Origin of the sequence: Pseudoalteromonas sp. CO325X (genome assembly GCF_004208955.1) — a bacterium.
In the GTDB taxonomy this organism is placed as follows: Bacteria; Pseudomonadota; Gammaproteobacteria; order Enterobacterales; family Alteromonadaceae; genus Pseudoalteromonas; species Pseudoalteromonas ruthenica.
Map to the genome: position 1 here is coordinate 1 of NZ_SGPG01000015.1, position 19,061 is coordinate 19,061.

The 19,061-nt window shown below is 47.2% G+C and carries 21 protein-coding genes and 2 tRNA genes; 12 read left to right on the plus strand and 11 right to left on the minus strand.

What is annotated here, in order from left to right; all coding sequences use genetic code 11:
• Window position 1: 1 nt before the first annotated feature.
• The 8 genes from EXT46_RS08055 to lolB form a co-directional block, all read right to left on the minus strand.
• Window positions 2-86 (minus strand) — tRNA-Leu (locus EXT46_RS08055).
• A gap of 38 nt (window positions 87-124) precedes the next feature.
• Window positions 125-201 (minus strand) — tRNA-Met (locus EXT46_RS08060).
• Between the two features lie 201 nt (window positions 202-402).
• Complete coding sequence (ychF, locus tag EXT46_RS08065; protein ID WP_022944682.1) at window positions 403-1,494, minus strand: redox-regulated ATPase YchF; 1,092 nt, start codon at window positions 1,492-1,494, stop codon at window positions 403-405.
• 36 nt (window positions 1,495-1,530) lie between these two features.
• The gene (gene pth, locus EXT46_RS08070; protein WP_022944683.1) at window positions 1,531-2,115 is read right to left on the minus strand and encodes an aminoacyl-tRNA hydrolase; all 585 of its coding nucleotides are present in this window, start codon (window positions 2,113-2,115) and stop codon (window positions 1,531-1,533) included.
• Between the two features lie 19 nt (window positions 2,116-2,134).
• Window positions 2,135-2,758 carry a 50S ribosomal protein L25/general stress protein Ctc gene (locus EXT46_RS08075; RefSeq protein WP_022944684.1) on the minus strand — a complete coding sequence of 208 codons (624 nt, stop codon included), beginning with the start codon at window positions 2,756-2,758 and terminating at the stop codon, window positions 2,135-2,137.
• 200 nt (window positions 2,759-2,958) lie between these two features.
• Entirely contained in the window at window positions 2,959-3,906 is a 948-nt protein-coding gene (locus EXT46_RS08080; protein WP_022944685.1) for a ribose-phosphate pyrophosphokinase, read from the minus strand.
• An 80-nt stretch (window positions 3,907-3,986) separates the two neighbouring features.
• A complete protein-coding gene (gene ispE / locus EXT46_RS08085) occupies window positions 3,987-4,841 on the minus strand; it encodes a 4-(cytidine 5'-diphospho)-2-C-methyl-D-erythritol kinase (RefSeq protein ID WP_130146558.1) in 855 nt (284 codons plus the stop codon).
• Window positions 4,838-5,425 carry a lipoprotein insertase outer membrane protein LolB gene (gene lolB / locus EXT46_RS08090; RefSeq protein ID WP_022944687.1) on the minus strand — a complete coding sequence of 196 codons (588 nt, stop codon included), beginning with the start codon at window positions 5,423-5,425 and terminating at the stop codon, window positions 4,838-4,840. Before lolB ends, ispE begins: the two co-directional genes overlap by 4 nt.
• A 219-nt stretch (window positions 5,426-5,644) precedes the next feature.
• Here lolB and hemA point away from each other — a divergent pair, with 219 nt between their 5' ends.
• The 8 genes from hemA to kdsA all read left to right on the plus strand — a co-directional run bounded on the left by hemA (window position 5,645) and on the right by kdsA (window position 13,848).
• Window positions 5,645-6,901: a glutamyl-tRNA reductase gene (hemA, locus tag EXT46_RS08095; RefSeq protein WP_045979735.1), complete on the plus strand. Its 1,257-nt coding sequence runs from the start codon at window positions 5,645-5,647 to the stop codon at window positions 6,899-6,901.
• 7 nt (window positions 6,902-6,908) lie between these two features.
• Window positions 6,909-7,994 (plus strand): peptide chain release factor 1, encoded by a 1,086-nt coding sequence (gene prfA, locus EXT46_RS08100; RefSeq protein ID WP_130146560.1) that lies wholly within the window; start codon window positions 6,909-6,911, stop codon window positions 7,992-7,994.
• Window positions 7,995-8,840 (plus strand): peptide chain release factor N(5)-glutamine methyltransferase, encoded by an 846-nt coding sequence (prmC, locus tag EXT46_RS08105; RefSeq protein WP_130146562.1) that lies wholly within the window; start codon window positions 7,995-7,997, stop codon window positions 8,838-8,840.
• Between the two features lie 50 nt (window positions 8,841-8,890).
• Window positions 8,891-10,432 carry a response regulator gene (locus tag EXT46_RS08110; protein WP_022944691.1) on the plus strand — a complete coding sequence of 514 codons (1,542 nt, stop codon included), beginning with the start codon at window positions 8,891-8,893 and terminating at the stop codon, window positions 10,430-10,432.
• An 8-nt stretch (window positions 10,433-10,440) separates the two neighbouring features.
• Window positions 10,441-10,815, plus strand: a complete 375-nt coding sequence (locus EXT46_RS08115; protein ID WP_022944692.1) for a SirB2 family protein — start codon at window positions 10,441-10,443, stop codon at window positions 10,813-10,815.
• A gap of 96 nt (window positions 10,816-10,911) precedes the next feature.
• Window positions 10,912-11,715, plus strand: coding sequence for a tetratricopeptide repeat protein (locus EXT46_RS08120; protein ID WP_022944693.1), 804 nt, complete (start codon window positions 10,912-10,914; stop codon window positions 11,713-11,715).
• A 14-nt stretch (window positions 11,716-11,729) separates the two neighbouring features.
• On the plus strand, window positions 11,730-12,980 hold the full coding sequence (locus EXT46_RS08125; protein ID WP_022944694.1) for a DUF819 family protein: 1,251 nt from the start codon (window positions 11,730-11,732) through the stop codon (window positions 12,978-12,980).
• A 10-nt stretch (window positions 12,981-12,990) separates the two neighbouring features.
• Complete coding sequence (gene kdsA / locus EXT46_RS08130) at window positions 12,991-13,848, plus strand: 3-deoxy-8-phosphooctulonate synthase (protein WP_130146564.1); 858 nt, start codon at window positions 12,991-12,993, stop codon at window positions 13,846-13,848.
• A gap of 4 nt (window positions 13,849-13,852) precedes the next feature.
• Here kdsA and EXT46_RS08135 read toward each other — a convergent pair whose 3' ends face one another.
• Complete coding sequence (locus EXT46_RS08135; protein WP_130146566.1) at window positions 13,853-14,740, minus strand: hypothetical protein; 888 nt, start codon at window positions 14,738-14,740, stop codon at window positions 13,853-13,855.
• 165 nt (window positions 14,741-14,905) lie between these two features.
• Here EXT46_RS08135 and EXT46_RS08140 point away from each other — a divergent pair, with 165 nt between their 5' ends.
• Genes EXT46_RS08140 through rlmM form a run of 4 tightly spaced genes read left to right on the plus strand, consistent with a single transcriptional unit; the run spans window position 14,906 to window position 17,879 of the window.
• Entirely contained in the window at window positions 14,906-15,805 is a 900-nt protein-coding gene (locus EXT46_RS08140) for a transcriptional regulator GcvA (RefSeq protein ID WP_022944697.1), read from the plus strand.
• On the plus strand, window positions 15,805-16,422 hold the full coding sequence (locus tag EXT46_RS08145) for an alpha/beta fold hydrolase (protein ID WP_130146568.1): 618 nt from the start codon (window positions 15,805-15,807) through the stop codon (window positions 16,420-16,422). The genes EXT46_RS08140 and EXT46_RS08145 overlap by 1 nt, the downstream gene beginning before the upstream one ends.
• Window positions 16,419-16,784 carry a DUF423 domain-containing protein gene (locus tag EXT46_RS08150; protein ID WP_022944699.1) on the plus strand — a complete coding sequence of 122 codons (366 nt, stop codon included), beginning with the start codon at window positions 16,419-16,421 and terminating at the stop codon, window positions 16,782-16,784. Before EXT46_RS08145 ends, EXT46_RS08150 begins: the two co-directional genes overlap by 4 nt.
• Before the next feature lie 9 nt (window positions 16,785-16,793).
• Window positions 16,794-17,879 (plus strand): 23S rRNA (cytidine(2498)-2'-O)-methyltransferase RlmM, encoded by a 1,086-nt coding sequence (gene rlmM / locus EXT46_RS08155; RefSeq protein ID WP_130146570.1) that lies wholly within the window; start codon window positions 16,794-16,796, stop codon window positions 17,877-17,879.
• A gap of 35 nt (window positions 17,880-17,914) precedes the next feature.
• On the opposite strand, the gene EXT46_RS08160 is transcribed toward rlmM, so the two are convergent.
• Together EXT46_RS08160 and cysZ are read right to left on the minus strand one after the other, a co-directional pair.
• The gene (locus tag EXT46_RS08160; protein WP_130146572.1) at window positions 17,915-18,364 is read right to left on the minus strand and encodes a VanZ family protein; all 450 of its coding nucleotides are present in this window, start codon (window positions 18,362-18,364) and stop codon (window positions 17,915-17,917) included.
• A complete protein-coding gene (gene cysZ / locus EXT46_RS08165) occupies window positions 18,325-19,056 on the minus strand; it encodes a sulfate transporter CysZ (RefSeq protein ID WP_053911878.1) in 732 nt (243 codons plus the stop codon). The genes EXT46_RS08160 and cysZ overlap by 40 nt, the downstream gene beginning before the upstream one ends.
• Between the last annotated feature and the right edge of the window lie 5 nt (window positions 19,057-19,061).

Here is a 19,061-nt window from a genome sequence, read left to right on the forward strand (position 1 = left end):
ATGGTGCGGAAGGAGAGACTTGAACTCTCACATCCGAAGATACTGGAACCTAAATCCAGCGCGTCTACCAATTCCGCCACTTCCGCATAAAGTAATTTTCATTTTCTTATTGGTAGAAAGAAAATGGTGGCTACGCCCTGATTTGAACAGGGGACCCCATCATTATGAGTGATGTGCTCTAACCAACTGAGCTACGTAGCCAACTTTTACTTGTTCATCATCGCTGATGCGGGGCGTATTATGCTGATCTGCCGAAAGCGCGTCAACACCTTTTTAGTAAAAACATAACGAGGATGAATTGTTTGCCTGAAAAACAAGCGAAGCGAATAAAAAACAGCTTCTTTTTCTCACTCACAAACAAAAAAGCCCGCTAATAAAGCGGGCTCATTGAAGCGGTGTTTATTACACGTTGAACAAGAAGTTCATTACATCGCCATCTTTAACAATGTAGTCCTTGCCTTCTTGACGCATTTTTCCAGCTTCTTTTGCGCCATTTTCGCCCTTGTATTCAATATAGTCATCAAACGCGATTGTTTGTGCACGGATAAAGCCTTTTTCGAAATCCGTGTGTATTTTTCCTGCTGCTTGTGGCGCTGTTGCACCAACAGGAATCGTCCAAGCACGAACCTCTTTGACGCCCGCAGTGAAGTAAGTTTGCAGCTGTAGCAACTCGTAGCCGCCACGAATCACTCGGTTTAAGCCTGGTTCTTCAAGGCCTAAATCTTCCATGAATTCGTTGCGCTCGTCTTCTTCGAGCTCTGACAGTTCAGCTTCTATGGCTGCACAAACCGGAATAACCACAGCATCTTCATTCGCAGCAATCTCGCGCACGGTCTCTAAATGCGGGTTATTTTCAAAGCCATCTTCGTTGACATTGGCGATGTACATAGTTGGCTTAATGGTTAAGAAGTTTAAGTAATCAATGGCTGCTTTTTCTTCTTTTTCCAAGCGTAGTGAGCGCAGTGTTAAGCCTTCATCTAAATGCGCTTTTACTTTCTCAAGCACACTTATCTCGAATTTTGCGTCTTTGTCGCCGCCTTTGGCTTTCTTTGCTTGACGCAGTAGCGCTTTATCAGCACTGTCCATGTCAGCCAACACAAGCTCAGTGTTGATAACTTCAATATCATCGGCAGGGTCGATTTGCCCGGCAACGTGGACAATATTGTCATTTTCAAAGCAGCGCACAACATGACCAATCGCATCGGTTTCGCGAATATTGGCGAGGAATTGGTTCCCAAGACCTTCACCTTTCGAAGCGCCTTTTACCAAACCAGCGATATCAACGAACTCCATGGTCGTAGGTAGAACACGTTGTGGGTTAACAATCTCTGCAAGCTGATTTAAGCGTGCGTCGGGTACTGGAACAACGCCTGTATTTGGCTCGATAGTACAAAAGGGGAAGTTTTGCGCTTCAATACCAGCTTTGGTAAGCGCGTTGAAAAGGGTTGATTTACCAACATTAGGCAAGCCAACAATACCACATTTAAAACCCATATTATGTATACCTGTTTGTGTTCAAGCCACGCGTCATTATGGCTTAAATGAGTGGAGTCTGTTTTGTGCTTTAAGCACACCGTCTTTCGCCAAAATATCCATGCAGCGCACAGCCTCATCAACTGCAGCGTCGATCTTTTCCTGATCAGCTTGAGGCGCCTTGCCTAACACCCAACCGGTCACTTTATCACGGTGACCTGGGTGGCCAATACCTATACGCAAACGCATAAATTCTTTGTTGTTAGCCATTTTCGCAATGATATCTTTTAGTCCGTTGTGACCGCCGTGTCCACCGCCTTTTTTTAACTTAGCGATGCCCGGTTCTAAATCCATCTCGTCATGAGCAACAAGAATATGCTCAACGGGGATTTTGTAAAAGTTAGCTAAACTGGCCACAGATTTACCACTGAGATTCATATAAGTGGTTGGAATCAGAAGCTTAAATTCGCTGTCACCGATAATAACTTTGCCGGTTAAGCCGTGATGTTTTGCGTCAGGTTTTAGAGTGCAGTTATAGCGTGCGGCCAGTTCTTCGATAAACCAGGCCCCTGCATTATGGCGGGTCTTTTGATATTCGGGGCCTGGATTAGCCAGGCCCACTAGCATTTGAATAGTATTCAAGGTGCTAACACCTTAAACCTTATTCTGCGTCGCTATCAGACGCTTCTTCTGAATCTTCAGCTGGAGCAGCTTTGTTAGCGTTGACAGTTACAACCGCTTGGTCGTGGTCAGCGCCTTTAGCTAGTTCTACTGAAACAACACCTGCTGGTAGTTTGATCTCAGATAGGTGTAGTGAATCACCAGGAACTAGGTCAGCTACGCTTACTTCGATGAACTCAGGTAGCGCTTTAGGTAGACACGTGATTTCGATTTCAGTTAGTTGGTGAACAGCAGTTGCACCTTTTTTGCTAACTTCTTCATCACCGATGAAGTGAATTGGCACGTTAGTGTGGATCTTAGAGTTCGGGTCAACACGTTGGAAGTCTAAGTGCGTGATCTTAGGCTTGAACGGGTGACGGTGAATGTCTTTAAGAATCGCTTCAACAGACTCACCACCGATGTTCAGGGTAAGAATGTGCGTGTAGAAACCTTCGTGGTCTTGTGCTTGGTTCACTTTGTTGTGGTCAAGCGTTAGTGATACAGCGTCTTTGCCTGCACCGTAAAGGATCGCAGGAACTTTGTCTGCACGACGTAGGCGGCGGCTCGCACCAGTACCTAGCTCTGTACGTACTTCTGCATCAAATGTGTAAAAATCGTTAGACATGATGTCTCCAAATTATCAAATTAATATAGTGTAAGACCTTCGCGACCAAAGGCCTTAACCCAATTGGCAAGCGATGTAACACCACAGCCAATTAAAAAAGGCGCGCTATAGTACCACCGGCCTTGGTTAAAATAAACAGCAGAATAAAAAAAACACCGCCGAGGCGGTGTTTTCTATTTGAGCTCATCGGCGAAGCAGCTTTAGTGCTCAAACATCGCCGAAATAGATTCTTCGTTGCTAATACGACGGATGGTCTCGGCCATCATATCAGCCAAGGTTAATACCTTGATATTGTCCAAGGCTTTAAGCTCATCTGACAACGGAATTGAGTCGGTGACAATGACTTCGTCAATTACTGAATTACGCAGATTTTCAGCTGCATTACCGGATAATACTGGGTGCGTGGCATAAGCAAACACGCGTTTAGCGCCATGTTCTTTTAATGCTTCAGCAGCTTTACAGAGTGTGCCGCCAGTATCAATCATGTCATCAACAATAATGCAGTCACGACCTTTGACATCACCAATGATGTGCATAACCTGAGACACATTGGCTTGAGGACGACGCTTATCAATAATAGCGAGGTCTTTGTCATCAAGTAACTTCGCAATAGCACGGGCGCGAACTACGCCACCAATGTCAGGTGAGACAACGACGACGTCGTCAAAATCACGCTGAGCCATGTCTTCGATAAGTACAGGGCTGCCAAATACGTTGTCCACCGGCACATCGAAAAAGCCTTGGATTTGCTCGGCGTGGAGGTCTACCGTTAGCACACGGTCGACGCCAACACTTGATAAGAAATCAGCAACAACTTTGGCAGTGATTGGCACACGAGCAGAACGCACACGGCGATCTTGACGGGCATAACCGAAGTACGGCAGTACAGCGGTGATACGCCCAGCTGAAGCGCGGCGCAGCGCATCAACCATGACGATTAATTCCATCAGGTTGTCGTTGGTCGGCGCACAGGTAGACTGGATAATAAAAACGTCCGAGCCACGGACGTTTTCATTAATAGATACACTGATTTCACCGTCGCTAAAACGACCAACTTCGGCATCGCCTAGTTCGATATATAAACGTTTTGCAACTTTTTGAGCTAGGTCAGGCGTTGCATTACCAGCGAAGAGCTTCATGTCTGGCACGGTAGGGTTCCTCGGGCACTGAAATTTTGGACTAACATGCAAGTGAATTTGCAGGCTAACTTAAACACTTTACTTCTACATTAGTTTAAACCAAGCGCTGTATGAGCAGGAGATTGATTTAAACTTTTGGCAACAAAGCCTTGCCACTCGGTGGGCAGCTTTTCTAGAACGTCTAACGCTGCGCGTTCGCTATCGAACGCGGCGAAACAACACGCCCCAGTGCCAGTCATTCTCGACGGGGCGTATTTTAGCAACCACTGCAGTGTTTTTTCAACCTCGCTGTAGAGCTTTTTGACCAGTGCTTCACAGTCATTTCTATGCTCTGCATGCTGCCATTGCTGTGGTAGGGGGGCGCTATCTCGAGGTAAATCAGGGTGGCCAAATACCGCTGCGGTGCTTATATGCACTTGTGGATGTACTACCAAATACCAGTGTTGTGGTACATCAACCGCTTGTAATTGTTCACCAACCCCTCGCGCTAGGGCACTGCGCCCGCCTATAAACACGGGTACATCGGCACCGAGTTGAATGCCTAATTCTGCTAGCTCATCTAGGCTCAGCTTGTTGCCCCACAGTGAATTAAGAGCAAGTAGGGTTGTTGCTGCATCCGATGAACCACCACCGACGCCGCCGCCCATGGGCAATCGCTTGTCGATATCAATATTCACTCCGCACACTTCGAGACCACGCTGCTGATAGGCTTGGCGCAAAAGTTCGCCAGCGCGGAAAATAAGGTTATCCTCGTTGGCTACACCACTGATGGGCGCTAATTCAATGCGCGAGTCTTGGCGTGGTTGAAAATGCAACTCATCGCCGTGGTCAAGAAAAGTGAAAAGGGTTTCCAATTCATGATAGCCGTCATCCCGACGCCCCGTTATATGCAAAAACAAATTAAGTTTAGCCGGTGCTATCACGCTAAGTGCACAAGAGTTCATTGCAGTTGCCATTCATTAATTAATAACTTAACGCGCAGAGTATCGTGGCTCAGGGTGATACGCGTTGGTAGCCAAACGCCCTGAATAGCCTCGTAATTTTGGTAACGAATCTGCCACTGACGATTATCCGGGCTCAGCCAGCTGGCGCTGCGTACGCGTTGTTGTTGATCAAACTGAGCTGACTCGGCGTCGTAGGCCGCTAACAGCCATTGTTCTGGGGTATCTAAAGGTAACAGCCAACCGCTTAAACGATACACCAAGCTCTGTGCGTTATGTCCTTGGTATTGTTCGCCATCGATATCCAGCTCAACGATATAGGGGTGGCGTTTTAAGCGCAAAACGTTGGTGCCGATAAAGGTGTTTAAATCGAGGCTGTATTCATCGTCTTGTTGTTGCCAAACAAAATTAGCTGATTGCCGCTTCTGTGGTGAAATAAACGCCATTTTACCTTCACTGCGAAAGTGTTTTATTTGCTTAAGGGAGGTGCGCCAAGTGTCGCTAGGTGGTGTGGATTCCGGGATTGTTTGTACACAGCCTGTAAGAAACAAAAAAAACACCAGCAAAATCAATCGAAAGTTAATCAAATGTCTTTCCCGCCTTTCCTTATTCGCTTGATTTTCGTAAAATTATTCGCTTGAAGCAGGTTCAGACCAATGTTATTGCAAGCGATTTTCATTTAGCGTCGACGAATTCGTTTACTGCCATCGATAAAATCCGTTTGGCAGAAGCTATCCATCTATGCGCTAATTTAAAGAATGAGTAAGTATTTAATAAAATTGGTTGTTAAGCAATAGTTGTCCACCATGACCATAGTCGCACTGGGTATTAATCACAAAACAGCATCGGTTGATTTGCGCGAGAGAGTTGCCTTCTCTCCTGAACAGCTCGACCGTGCACTACAGCAACTCACAATGCAAGATGAGTTTGCCGAGTCCGTGATCGTCTCGACCTGCAATCGCACTGAAATATATTGTTCACTTGAGAGCGGTACACCGGAGCAAGTGTTGCAGTGGCTCGCGCAGTTTCACCAACTTGATAGCAAAGAGTTGGCGGAAAACGTGTACAGCTTTGATCATAGCCAAGCTATCTATCATTTGATGAAGGTGGCTTGCGGTCTTGATTCATTAGTACTGGGTGAGCCGCAAATTCTTGGGCAAATAAAACAAGCGTACGCCAGCGCTAAAAAGAATGGCGGCGTTGGGGTCTTATTCGAGCGCTTATTTCAAAAAACGTTCTCTGTCGCGAAACAGGTGCGTACCGAGACGAATATTGGTGCCAGTGCGGTGTCGGTGGCCTACGCTGCAGTGAATTTAGCCAAACATATTTATGGCAAGCTAGATAACACTCGTGTGCTACTCATAGGCGCTGGTGAAACCATTGAGCTGGTTGCCAGACATATTCATCAGCACTCACCCCAATCAATGACTGTTGCCAACCGTACCATCGACCGCGCCCGAAATTTAGCCGACGAGTTCGCCGCTGGCGTGATATCCTTAGCGCAGTTGCCGGAACAGTTACCACAGGCCGATATTGTCATCAGCTCAACGGCCAGTACGTTGCCCATTATCGGTAAAGGGGTGATTGAGCAGGCGCTGAAAAAGCGTAAAAACAAACCTATGCTGTTGATTGATATCGCTGTTCCACGGGATATCGAAAGCCAAGTAGCGGAGCTGGATAACGCCTATTTATATTCAGTGGATGACTTGCAAGCGATCGTCAGCGAAAATATGGCAACGCGAGAGCAAGCAGCAAAAGAAGCCGAGCAGATTATCACCGCGCGAGTCAGTGAGTTTGATAATTGGCTAAAGTCTCTCGATTCAGTGGGGCTCATCCGCGATTATCGTAATGATGTGACGCAAACGAAAGAACAACTCCTTGAGCGAGCAATGGCTCAGCTAGCCAGTGGCAAAGAGCCAGAGAAAATCATGGTTGAGCTCGCGAATAAACTCACTAATCGACTGATGCATGCGCCTACTAAGGCGATTAAAGATGCGGCCGAGAAAGGCGAAGTGGGGCAGCTGGCACAAATGCAAAAAATGTTAGGAATTAATCAGGAATAACAAACACATGAAAGAGTCGGTATACCGCAAGTTAGAAACCTTAGTGGAGCGTTATGAAGAAGTTCAAGCGCTGCTGAGTGATCCCGAAGTGATTGGTGATCAAGATAGGTTTCGTGCTTTATCCAAAGAATATGCAGAATTAGAAGAAGTGGCTAAAGCCTTTACCGCCTATCAGCAAGCACAAGAAGATGTGGGCACAGCACAAGAAATGCTCAAAGATTCCGATCCTGATATGCGTGAAATGGCGCAAGAAGAATTCAAAGAAGCAAAAGCTCAAGTGGAGAGCCTAGAAGAGCAATTGCAAGTATTGATGTTGCCTCGCGACCCTCGTGACAACAACAATGTGTTCTTAGAAGTGCGGGCCGGTACGGGCGGTGATGAAGCGGCTATTTTCGCAGGCGATCTATTCCGTATGTACAGCCGCTATGCAGAAACTCAGAAGTGGCAAGTAGAGCTAGTCAGCGCTAACGAAGGTGAACACGGCGGTTATAAAGAGGTGATTGCCAATATCAAAGGTGACGGCGTATACGGTAAGCTAAAGTTTGAATCCGGTGCGCACCGAGTGCAGCGTGTGCCTGAGACAGAATCGCAAGGGCGTGTTCATACCTCTGCATGTACGGTCGCGGTTATGCCTGAGATCCCAGAAGCTGAAGCCATCGAAATTAATACCGCAGATATTAAAGTAGATACCTTCCGCGCCTCGGGTGCCGGTGGACAGCACGTTAACAAAACCGACTCTGCTATTCGTATTACCCACATTCCTACAGGCGTTGTGGTTGAGTGTCAGGATGAACGTTCACAGCATAAAAACCGCGCTAAAGCAATGTCGGTTCTTGCTGCTCGCTTAGAGCAAGCGGAAACAGAAAAACGTCAGGCAGAAGAGGCCAGCCAGCGCCGTAATTTGGTGGGCAGTGGCGACCGCTCAGAGCGTATTCGTACCTACAATTACCCACAAGGGCGTATTACTGACCACCGTATTAACCTCACCCTGTATCGTTTGAATGAGGTGGTTGCCGGTGATTTAGGCGCTGTGATTGACCCACTATTGATAGAACACCAAGCCGATTTGCTTGCTGCAATGGGTGACGATTAATTGTCGAATTCGACTATTGATGCCGTGCTGCGTAATGCAGCAACGGCGCTCGCAGACAGCAGTGAATCACCACGCCTAGATGCACAAGTATTATTATTACACGTGTTGCGTAAACCACGCTCCTACCTATTTGCTTGGGGCGATAAGGCCCTCGAAGAGCGTCAACTGCGTGAGTTTGAAAAGCTATTAAGTCAGCGTTTGCAGGGGGTGCCAGTTGCCCATTTAACGGGCACCCGCGAGTTTTGGTCCTTACCATTAGCCGTCAACAGTAGCACCTTAATACCAAGACCCGATACCGAGACGCTTGTTGAACAGGCGTTGGCGCTCGACCTACCTGAGAACGCGCAGGTTTTAGACCTCGGTACAGGCACAGGGGCAATTGCTCTGGCGCTGGCTAGTGAACGTCAGCAATGGCAGGTGCAAGGGGTTGATGCCAGTGCCGATGCCGTTACCTTAGCGATGCACAACCAACAGTCCCTCGGTATTGCAAACGTGCGCATCTACCAGAGCGATTGGTTCAGTGCTATTGCCGCCCAGCGCTTTGACCTTATTGTTAGTAACCCGCCCTATATCGATGAGTGCGACCCTCACCTGAGTGTTGGAGATGTGCGCTATGAACCTCTCAGCGCCTTGGTTGCCAAAGACAATGGCTTGGCCGATATTGACCATATCATTGCTCAAGCACGCGCTTATTTGCACCCAGGTGCAACGCTAATGTTAGAGCATGGCTTCGAGCAAGGGCAGGCTGTACGGCAACTTTTGACTAATTACGGGTACGTTAATGCGCGGACAGTGGTCGATTTAGGTCAAAATGAGCGCATCACCTTGGCTGAATACACAACTTAGGCCTATGCTTAGGGAGTGACATTGGTCGTTGATTTTTAAAAGGAACTAACATGTCCGAAGACTTTTTATTCAGTGATGAGGAAATTGAAGAAGTCGAGCAAGATAGCCTTGGAACTTGGAAAATCCTTATTGTTGATGATGAACCAGAAGTCCATGCTGTGACGAAACTCGCGCTTAGTGATTTCGAGTTCCAAGAAAAACGGCTGGAGTTTATCAGTGCCTACTCAGGCAGTGAAGCGAAGCAGCTAATTAATCAGCACCCAGATGCAGCCATTGTGCTACTCGATGTGGTTATGGAAACCGATGATGCCGGCTTGAAGGTTGCACAGTACATCCGCCATGAAGCCAAAAACCATCATGTGCGTATTATTCTCAGAACAGGTCAGCCTGGCCAGGCGCCAGAGCGCCAAGTAATCGTTAATTACGATATCAACGATTACAAGTCGAAAACTGAACTGACAGCGCAAAAGCTGTTCACCGTAGTGATGTCCAGCCTGCGCTCGTATCGTGATATTTTAGCCATCGAGCAATCGCGCCAGGGACTGGAAAAAATTATCACTGCTTCGCGAGATATATTTGCTTCCCACTCCATGGAAACCTTTATTCACGGAGTAATTCAGCAGCTCACTTCCTTACTCGGCTCAGTTGATAAGGCCATGTATGCGACCTCTTTAGTGGCCAGCAGTGAGCAAAAGGATGCGAAAAACTTAGTGGTTTTTGCCGGTCAGGGGGAGTTTGAACAAAGTGAGGGTAAATCTCTAGATCAAGTCCTCAGTGCAGAGCAGTTTACCGCCTGTACACAAGCGCTCAATGAAAAAACCATTATTTATAAAGACGATTATCTGTTTGCCCATTGCTCTAGCCAATACAATAACAGTGCCTTGCTTTATATCTCCGGAGTGCCTAAAAACCTGACTACCACGCAACGACACTTAATTGAAATCTTTGCTCAGAACGTACAAATTGCGTATGAAAATGTACAGCTGCAATCGGAAATAGAAGACACTCAGCAGGAGCTGGTGTGGCGCTTAAGCGAGGCGTTAGAGCAGCGCAGTAACGAGACAGGCAATCACGTTCGCCGGGTGTCGCATATCTGCTATGAGTTGGCGCGGGGTTTGGGGTTGAGTGAGCAAGAGTGTGAACTGGTGCGCAGTGCGTCTCCTCTGCATGATGTCGGCAAAGTGGGCGTGCCTGATGCTATTTTACACAAGCCAGGGAAGCTCGATGAGAACGAATGGCAGGTGATGAAACAGCATGCGCAAAAAGGTTACACTATTTTAGCTGATTCTAAACGGCCCTTAGTACAAGCAGGAGCCACGATTGCTCAAGAGCATCATGAGTGGTGGGATGGCAGTGGCTATCCGCAAGGTAAAAAAGGCCAAGATATTCACGTGTTTGGCCGCATAGTGGCGTTGGCAGATGTCTATGATGCCTTACGTCATCGGCGCAGTTACAAAGAACCTTGGGGTAAAGCCGAAGTCGTGGAAGAAATTCAACGCTTACGCGGGACCCAGTTTGAGCCCAAGCTCGTAGATGTATTTATTGAAAAACTAGACACGCTAGAAACAATTCTAGCGCGCTACCCAGATTAAGGAATGGTATGGATTATATTGCGCTAAAACACACCCATGTGTTGTTTGTAGTCTTGAGTGTGGTGCTTTTTTACACCCGCGCTTTCTCACGTATCGGTGGTGGTAAAATTGCTGCGAATAAAGCAGTATTTATATCCAGCCATATTGTTGACACCTTGCTGCTACTGAGTGCGATTGCGCTGCTTGTGGTGGCCAGTATCAACCCCCTTGCAGTGCCATGGCTATGGCAAAAAATTATTTTAGTGGTCGCTTACATTGTTATCGGTTTTAAGCTGCTTAAAGCGCCTACACAAGGCCAAAAATGGTTATGGTTAGGGGTTAATACCCTCGTGCTTTTAGCGATTGGCTACTTGGCTGGATCGAAATCTGGCTTCTTTAGCTAACAATTAACCACTAAAAACCGCCGAAATTGGTATATCTTCACGATCCTAGGTAAACTAGCGCTCAGTTTTTTTAGCTCGTGAGATGTACCCTATTCTATGTCTGATGTGTGGTTAGATGACCAATTCGATCTAGAGCACAGCTACAGTGTCAGTGCCATCACTCAGTGTATTCAAGCTGAAGCTCGGTGGCATGCACAAGCTAATGTTGATGATGCCTTTGCTCAACTCAAACAGTTACAACAAGCCGCCAGCGAGGTGTATGCGCGTTACAGCGATAAACACCAAGCGCTTGATGCTATCGTTGATTGTTTTTACAGTGACTGGAGCTTCAGTGGCACGCAACAAGAGATGCCAGAGTATCGCCTAAACAGTGTTTATTTTACCTTGCTATACCGCACAGGTAACAGCCTGTCATTGGCGATTGTACTGCAAGCCATTTTAGAACATTGTCGTTTTAACGCCGATATTGCACTGATTGATCAAAGTGTTATGGTGCAGGTATCGTTTAGTGCGCAGGAATACTACCTCATAGAACCCGCCTCTGGGCAACAGATATGGCATTTGCAGCCTGAAAACGCGGAAACTGATAATGAGACATTACCTGAGATGGTGTTCGATGAAGAGGCATATAAGCTGTATCTGGCACATCAAAAATGGGCGTTTATCGGTGCTGAGCGTTTTGGCGACGCGCTTGCCTGTGTGGAATTACTGATTGAACTACTCGGTGATGATCCCTATGAGCGGCGCGACAGAGGGTACTTGCTTAACCAAATTGACCGACCAGAACTGGCCAAGGCTGATTTACGTTTTTTTGTCGATGAATGTCCCGACGACCCAGCCATTGAGCTAGTCCGTCATCAAATTGACGAGCTGGATAACAATAACAACACACTCCATTAGGGTAAGGATTTTTTATGGCTCAACCTCATGAGGCACTGATCACCAACGATGCGGTGGTGATGGGTATGCTCGCCGTGATCCTCGGCGTTATATTTAAAACGGCACATAGCCAGCATCGTTTCTGGCAAAAGTTTTATAAGTATGTTCCCGCGCTTTTACTGTGCTACTTTTTACCGTCGTTGCTTAATACTTTTGGCATCGTTGACGGCCACAGTTCCAATGTTTACTACGTTGCTTCGCGGTTTTTGCTACCTGCATGTTTGATATTATTAACCATTAGCATAGATTTAAGAGCGATTATTAATCTCGGCCCTAAGGCGCTGATTATGTTTTTAACCGGCACCGTGGGCATTGTGATTGGCGGGCCTTTAGCTATTTTAGTGATGAGTGCCATCTACCCTGAAGCGGTTGGCGGTCATGGCCCTGATGCCGTGTGGCGGGGAATGACGACAATTGCCGGCAGCTGGATTGGTGGCGGAGCTAACCAAGCATCAATGAAAGAGATGTTCGAGGTTGGCGGCGATATTTTCTCGGCAATGGTGACTGTGGATGTGATTGTTGCCAATCTATGGATGGCGGTACTGTTGCTAATGGCCGGTAATCACAAAGCCATAGATGCGAAAACGGGTGCCGACACCACTGCCATTGAGGATTTGAAAAAGCGGGTCGAAGCTTATCATGCTGAGCATGCGCGTATGCCCACACTGAATGACTACATGACCATTATCGCCATCGCCTTTGGTATTACCGGTTTTGCTCATTTTTGCGGTGATCTGTTAGCCCCGTACTTTGACCAATTTGCATGGGCTCAGGAATACAGCCTAAATAGTAAGTTTTTCTGGCTCATCGTTATTTCGACTACCATAGGCATTAGCTTGTCTTTTACTCGGGTACGCCATATTGAGGCTTTTGGAGCGTCAAAGGTGGCCTCAAGCTTCCTCTATATTTTGGTCGCATCCATCGGCTTACACATGAATATTACCGCTATTTTAGACAGCCCGCTGTATTTCGTAGTGGGTGCTATTTGGATGCTTACCCATGCCAGCTTGATGCTGATTGTCGCGAAACTGATCAAAGCGCCGTTGTTCTACATGGCGGTGGGTTCGCAAGCCAATGTCGGTGGCGCCGCATCAGCGCCGGTGGTGGCATCAGCCTTTCACCCCTCCTTGGCTCCGGTGGGCGTACTGCTGGCGGTGTTAGGTTACGGTGTGGGTACTTACATGGCTTATATTTGTGGCTTGATTATGCAATCAGTCGCCCCTTAAGGAAATGACAATGACGATTGAAAAGTTAACTATCGGTGCCATTGAGTTGGCAAACAAAAACCCCTTTGTGCTGTTTGGTGGTATGAACGTACTCGAATCTCGCGATTTGGCGATGCGTATCGCAGAGCACTATGTGGAGGTCACGAATAAACTCAATATTCCTTATGTATTTAAGGCCTCTTTTGACAAAGCAAATCGGTCGTCTATTTCCTCATACCGTGGTCCGGGTATGGAAGAAGGGCTGAAGATTTTTGAAGAGATTAAGCGTACTTTTGATATTCCATTGATTACCGATGTGCATGAACCCTATCAGGCAGCCCCTGTTGCTGAGGTCGTGGATGTTATTCAGCTCCCGGCATTTTTAGCACGGCAGACGGATTTGGTAACGGCCATGGCGAAAACCGGTAACGTTATAAACGTCAAAAAGCCACAGTTTTTAGCCCCTCATGAGATGCGTCATATCATCAATAAATTTGCCGAAGCGGGTAACGAGCAAGTGGCTTTGTGTGAGCGAGGAACCAGTTTTGGCTATAACAACTTAGTGGTTGATATGCTCGGCATGGACGATATGAAAGCCATGGCACCGGTTATTTTTGATGCCACTCATGCGCTACAACGCCCGGGTGGACGCAGTGACAGTGCCGACGGTCGCCGTGCTCAAGCGGCTGAATTGGCGCGCAGTGGTATGGCTCTTGGCCTTGCTGGACTCTTCATTGAAGCCCACCCAAATCCTAACGAAGCTAAATGTGATGGCCCGTGCGCACTGCCATTGGCGAAACTGGAAGGGTACTTAACGCAAATGAAAGCGATCGACGATTTAGTCAAAAGCTTTGCACCATTAGATACTAGCGCCAGCGATTTAGGCTAATATCTTAATTTGTATCGCGCTTTTCAGAGCCAGCGTGTTGCGCTGGCTTTTTTGTTAATAAGTGTTTTTCATATACTTGGGAAAAATCGTCGAAGTATTCATTTAACCAATTACTTTGGTGTTGTCGGTACGACTCGCTGGGTAAAATATGGTTGCGGATAATAGGGTTAATACGGTTGATAAAGGTCGTAGCAAAGTCATTATCAGCGCGCTTGGCACAGCCGATAGCACCAAACACGAGGTTTTCTTGGTTATTGGCTATGGGTAAAGTGACAAGCTGAACGTCATGATGACGGCTGTAGTAAGTGGCGATAAAGGGATAGTCGATGCCGAAGTCGATGCGTTCGTTGACTAACATATCGCCTAACACCGAGGCCTGATCGGCACCACGGTAATTAAGCGTCACTGCTTGGCTATTTTGTATTCTCGATTTGATTTTCTCAATCCATGGGCTGTATTTCCGTCCGGCACCTTGCCCATAGCGCAAACCTGTATCGTTTAAGAGCGAATAAAGGCGCACGGGATTGCCATGTTTTTCGGTTATAGAGCGCTGTTTCTGTGCTGTGGTGACGATACCCATTGGCGGATAAACGCTGGTGCGCGTAGAGAATAACACTAAAGGATGATTGTCGCGTTTGATTAGGCAGGGCACACATACATTTTTGCCTTGTTCAAAATAACTCTTTAAGCGCATTTGCGGTAAATGAATGGAGTCATGTTTTAAATCCGGAGTCCGGGCGATAATCTCATCAACGATATCATCGCAAATGCCCGAATCAGAGCTGTTGGCGGGCATGGAAAATGGCGGCGCATTAATGCGTAACCAAGTCACATCGTAGTCATTGGCAAAAGCTGGAAAAGCAACGCTTAGTAGCAAATATAGAAACTTCATAAAAGCAGATTATGACGTTTTTACTTATTAGTCTAGAGGGAGACGTTCTGTTGCTTTCACTCACGGTGATTTTGGGCATGCTCTTAACCAGCCTTTATCAAGTTTATTGTCTACAACTAATCTAATGTTATACTTTACCCACATAAAAAAAACTAATCGTTAGTTATGGCTCGGCGACTCCCCCCTCTAAACTCTCTAAAGGCTTTTGAAGCAGCGGCAAGGCACTTAAGCTTTACCAAAGCAGCAGAAGAGCTGTATGTAACTCAAGCAGCCGTAAGCCATCAGATCAAAACCCTAGAAGAGCATTTAGGGTTGAAATTATTTTTGCGAAAAAATCGCTCCTTGCTATTAACTGAAGAGGGGCAAGGGTACTTTCTCGATATTAAAGAAATTTTTGCACAATTAGTGGATGCTACAGAAAAACTGTTAGCGCGTGGAGCCAAAGGGTCGTTAACGGTGAGCCTGACTCCAAGCTTTGCGATTCAGTGGTTGGTGCCTCGGTTAAGTTTGTTTAACGAGTTACACCCAGAGATCGATGTGCGTATTAAAGCGCAAGACCAGGACGACAATTCACTTCAAGATGATGTTGATATTGCTATCTATTATGGTCGCGGTCATTGGAGTGGCGTGGAAACTCATAAGTTGCACACCGAATACTTGGTGCCTTTGTGTAGCCCTATGCTATTGAACGGCCCTAAGCCGCTGAACGAGCCACAAGATTTGCAGTACCACACGCTGTTGCACGATACCACGCGCCGACCATGGAAGTTATGGATGAAAACCGCTGGAGTACGCAATGTGCAAGTTAACCAAGGGCCGATATTCTCGCACTCGTCGATGGCGATGCAGGCTGCTGCCCACGGTCAAGGTGTAGCGCTTGGCAACCTGGTGCTGGCGAAACCAGAAATTGATGCGGGGCGATTAATTGTGCCGTTTAACCATACCTTAGAAAGTAAAAACGCTTACTACCTAGTCTTTCGCGAGTCGCAATCGGAGCTCGGTAAAATCGTCTCATTTAAAGAGTGGATGCTAGGGTTAGTTGAAAAAGAACAGGAGCAGCTTTAATGCAGTGGATTGAAGCGCAATCGCCGATTGCCCAGTTTATTTTTGCCCACGGTGCAGGGGCAGGCAGTGACAGTGACTTTATGCAGCAAATGGCAGCGAACATGGCCGCTTTGGGTGTGAGCGTGGGGTTATTCGATTTTCCATACATGCAGCGTGCTAAGCAAGAGAACAAACGCCGACCACCGGAAAAAGCCGATAAGCTGTTAGCCAGCTTTAACGAACACCTTGAGCAGCGTCGCGCAGGTTTGCCGCTGTTTATTGGCGGCAAATCCATGGGCGGGCGCATGGCCAGTATGTTGGTTGCTGAGCACCCAAGTGATGTCCAAGGCGTGATTGCCTTCGGGTATCCGTTCCACCCGCCAGGAAAAAAAGACAAACTGCGCGTCGCTCATTTTGCCGATATCAAAGTACCTTTTTGTGTGCTGCAAGGAGAGCGCGACACTTTTGGCAAGCAATCAGAGTTGCTCGAGCTTGTCGATACACGTCCCGCTCAGCTCCATTGGTTAGAAGATGGCGATCATTCCTTGGTGCCGCGCAAAAAAAGTGGCTTTACCCAACAACAGCAATGGCAAAAGGCAGCGGAGCTCGCAGTGAGCTTTATCAAGGAGCAGTTATGAGTCAGTTATTTCTTATTAGTGGAGCGCTTTTCGCGGGGCTCAGTGTTATACTTGGCGCCTTTGCTGCCCATGGCTTGAAAAGTCGCTTATCGGAGTACGCGATTGGCGTTTTCCAAACGGGTGTTGAATACCAAATGTATCATGCCCTAGGGTTGATTCTGCTTGGCATATTGGCCAAGTTTGGTGTCAACCTTACCATTAGCGGCTACTTTATGATCGCCGGCATTGTGCTCTTTAGTGGCAGCTTGTATGCCTTAGCCCTAACAAGTATCAAGTGGTTTGGGCCGATTACTCCGATCGGGGGCCTGTGCTTTATTATCGCTTGGGCCGCCATGATCATTAAACTGTTACAAATGAAATAAGTCACCACCATGTCCTGTATTGTTATTTATTGTCGCGCTGGTTTCGAAAATGATGCCGCCGCAGAAATCACTCACCATGCCAGTCAACATGGCGTCGGCGGCTATGTAAAAGCCAAGCCAAACTCGGCATTGGTGGTGTATCACTGCTACAGCCATGATGAAGCGGAATACCTGCTTAAGAAAATTCCATTTAAAGATATGGTGTTTGCCCGGCAGTGGTTTGTCGGTACGCAAATAGCGCGTATGCCTATCGATGACCGTGTTACCAGCTTATGTGAAGCGGCCAAGGAGTTTCCATTATGTGGCGAACTGCGCGTAGAAACCTGTGACACCAACGACGGCAAAGAGCTCTCTAAGTTTTGTAAGAAAATTAGCACGCCACTGGCGAAAGGGTTAGAGAAACAAGAAACCTTACTGCGCCAGCAAGTGAAAAACCGACCGATATTACACGTGTTATTTATCGCCAGTGACACAGCTTATGTGGGCTATTCGTTTAGTTTTAATAATTCAGCACTGTATATGGGGATCCCCCGTTTACGTTATCCGAAAGATGCACCGAGCCGTTCAACGTTGAAACTAGACGAGGCCTTTATGGTGTTCGTCCCAGAAGACGAACAAGAAGACAGGGTGCGCTCCGGAATGAAAGCGGTCGATTTAGGTGCCTGTCCTGGCGGCTGGACATATCAATTAGTGCGCCGAGGGATGTTTGTGCAAGCCATTGATAATGGCCCTATGGACCAAGCGTTAATGGAAAGCGGACAAGTGAAGCATTACCGCGAGGATGGCTTTAAGTTCCGCCCAGAGCGTCGCAACATCGATTGGTTAGTGTGTGACATGGTAGAAAAACCCAGCCGAGTTACCGAGCTTATGATTGATTGGGCGGTGAATGGCTTCGCCAAAGAACTCATCTTTAATTTGAAACTGCCAATGAAGAAACGCTTTGACTGTGTATATGAAAATATGCAGCGCATTGATCAAGAGTTGCGCGAATATGGAGTGAAGTTTAACTTACAGGCTAAGCACTTATACCATGACCGTGAAGAGGTAACGGTGCATGTACAGGTGTTGCGCGTACCGCAAAACGTATACAGCTAGTCAACAAAAGCCGGGCAATAACCCGGCTTTAACCTTTATCTCTCGGTTGATTGTGCCTGTCGCTTCAATACCCATGCCAGCACGATACTAGCGGCAATAATACCGAGTAAATCGGCGCCTAAATCGACTAAATCAAATGTACGAGTGGCAATAAACGCTTGGCTTATCTCTTCAATCAGTGCAAATGCACACACCAAAAGAGCGCCCCAATACACCTTCACTTTGCCATAAAGAGGCACTACTCTTGCGCCGAGGGCAAGCGTGGCTAACAGTGTAAAAGTCGCAAAAAGCACCAAGTGGCCAAGTTTGTCGCCGTAAGGTATCGCTGCGATCCATTGGAAGAAAAGGCTGTTTTGGCCGCTATTGGCCAAATAAATAATCCAGCCCAAGAATGCGGCAAAGACTATTGCCGCAACAACAAATACAGCAGTGAAGTTCGGTTTTATCACAAGCTGCGGTACTGGCTGCGATAATTTTCTACCCATAATTTCGTGGCACCACAGACCGCCACAGGCATGATGATCATATTCAAAATAGGCACTGCAGCACATATCATCACTCCGGCACCAAAGCCGTAAGACAAGCCTTGGTGGGCTTTTAGGTCGCGTTTCATATCCTTGAAGCTGACCTTGTGATTATCAAACGCATAATCTTTATATTGCACCGCAAACATCCAACAGGTGAACAGCGCCCAAATGATCTGTCCGATCACCGGTAAAAACCACATGAGGATGAAAAAGCCAAGGGCGCGAGGTAAGTAGTAGCATAGCTTAGTCCACTCTCGCCCAAGCATACGTGGCACATCGCGCATGGTATCGAGCAAGCCATCATCGTTAATGCGCTGCCCGGTTAAGTGCATCTCCACTTTTTCCGAGAGAATGCCGTTGAACGGCGCGGCAATAAAGTTAGTGATCACCGTGAACACCATAGAGTAGCTAAACAGCAGCACCAATATAGCCAATGGCCATAAAATAAATTCCAGCCAAGTCAGCCATTCCGGCAACTGTGCATTGAGCCAGGCAAACGCATCAGTGAGCCAGCCATAGATAAAGAATAAAGACGTGCCGAAAATCACTAAGTTGATCAACAGCGGGATAAGAACGAAGCGCTTTAGGCCTTTTTGGGTGATCAGCGTAAAGCCACTAAAAAAGTATTCAAAACCACGACCTAACTGCATGGCAT